Below are 1,424 nucleotides of genomic sequence, written 5' to 3'. Positions count from 1 at the left end.
GGCTCTTCGCAGATGAGGGTGTAGAAGCTGACGGCGCGGCGGTGTTGGGATAGAAGTCGAGGTCTCCCGAGGATGGAAGTTCTCACACTGCCCATCCGGAAGACCTCGACGTGCACGACGCTACCTTCACTCGCCCTGACCTGACCACGTTCTGCCGACTGGATGAGCTCGGTCTCGAAGCCGTTGGGCAACGGCTCGAGCCCGACCGCGCGGTGATCGCTTGCCGCGTCGTCGAGCTCGACCAGTGGTGCCGTCGCTGCGGCTGCGAAGGGGTTCCGCGGGACACGGTGGTCCGGCGGCTTGCGCACGAACCGCTCGGGTGGCGACCCACGACCCTGGAGGTCGTCGTGCGTCGCTACCGCTGCACCGACTGCTGCCATGTATGGCGACAGGACACCAGCCTGGCGGCCGAACCACGGGCGAAGCTGTCGCGCCGCGGGCTGCGCTGGGCACTAGAGGGCATCGTGGTCCAGCACCTCACCGTCGCCCGCGTCGCCGAGGGGCTCGGGGTCGCGTGGAACACCGCCAACCTCGCCGTCCTGGCCGAGGGCAAGCGCGTCCTGATCGACGACGAGCACAGGTTCGACGGGGTGAAGGTCGTCGGCGTCGATGAGCACGTCTGGAGGCACACCCGCCGCGGCGACAAGTACGTCACCGTGGTCATCGACCTGACCGGCATCCGTGAGGGCACCGGACCAGCACGGCTGCTGGACATGGTCGAGGGCCGCTCCAAGCAGGCGTTCAAGACTTGGCTCGCCGAGCGACCGCAGGCGTGGCGCGACGCGATCGAGGTGGTCGCGATGGACGGGTTCACCGGCTTCAAGACCGCCACCGCCGAGGCGCTGCCCGACGCGGTCGCGGTGATGGATCCCTTCCACGTCGTCCGGCTGGCCGGCGATGCACTGGACCGTTGCCGCCGCCGGGTCCAGCAGCACACCCAGGGCCACCGCGGCCGCAAGGACGACCCGCTATACCGGGCGCGGCGAACCCTGCACACGGGAGCTGACCTGCTCACCGACAAGCAGAACGACCGCCTGCACGGCCTATTCAGCGTCGATGCACATGTCGAAGTCGAGGCAACCTGGGGCGTCTACCAGCGGATGATCGCCGCCTACCGCGAGCAGGACCGGCGTCGTGGCCGCGAGCTAATGGTCAAACTGATCGACTCGGTCAGCCACGGCGTCCCGAAGGCGCTCACCGAGGTCATCACGCTGGGGCGAACACTGAAGAAGCGAGCCGACGACGTACTGGCCTACTTCGACCGACCCGGCACCAGCAACGGGCCCACAGAGGCGATCAACGGACGGCTCGAACACCTCCGCGGCTCCGCACTCGGCTTCCGCAACCTCACCAACTACATCGCCAGATCGCTGCTCGAGACCGGCGGGTTCAGACCCCAACTACACCCTGGATCATGATGAGCC

General features: G+C 67.8%; 1 protein-coding gene. It reads left to right on the top strand.

The window, feature by feature from the left end; genetic code table 11:
* Positions 1–110 precede the first annotated feature (110 nt).
* The gene (locus GWK18_RS12795; RefSeq protein WP_058956066.1) at positions 111–1,418 is read left to right on the top strand and encodes an ISL3 family transposase; all 1,308 of its coding nucleotides are present in this window, start codon (positions 111–113) and stop codon (positions 1,416–1,418) included.
* The last annotated feature ends 6 nt before the right edge of the window (positions 1,419–1,424 follow it).

Origin of the sequence: Kocuria sp. JC486 (assembly GCF_011602805.1) — a bacterium.
In the GTDB taxonomy this organism is placed as follows: Bacteria; Actinomycetota; Actinomycetes; order Actinomycetales; family Micrococcaceae; genus Kocuria; species Kocuria soli.
This window is presented reverse-complemented; position numbering and strand designations above follow the sequence as displayed.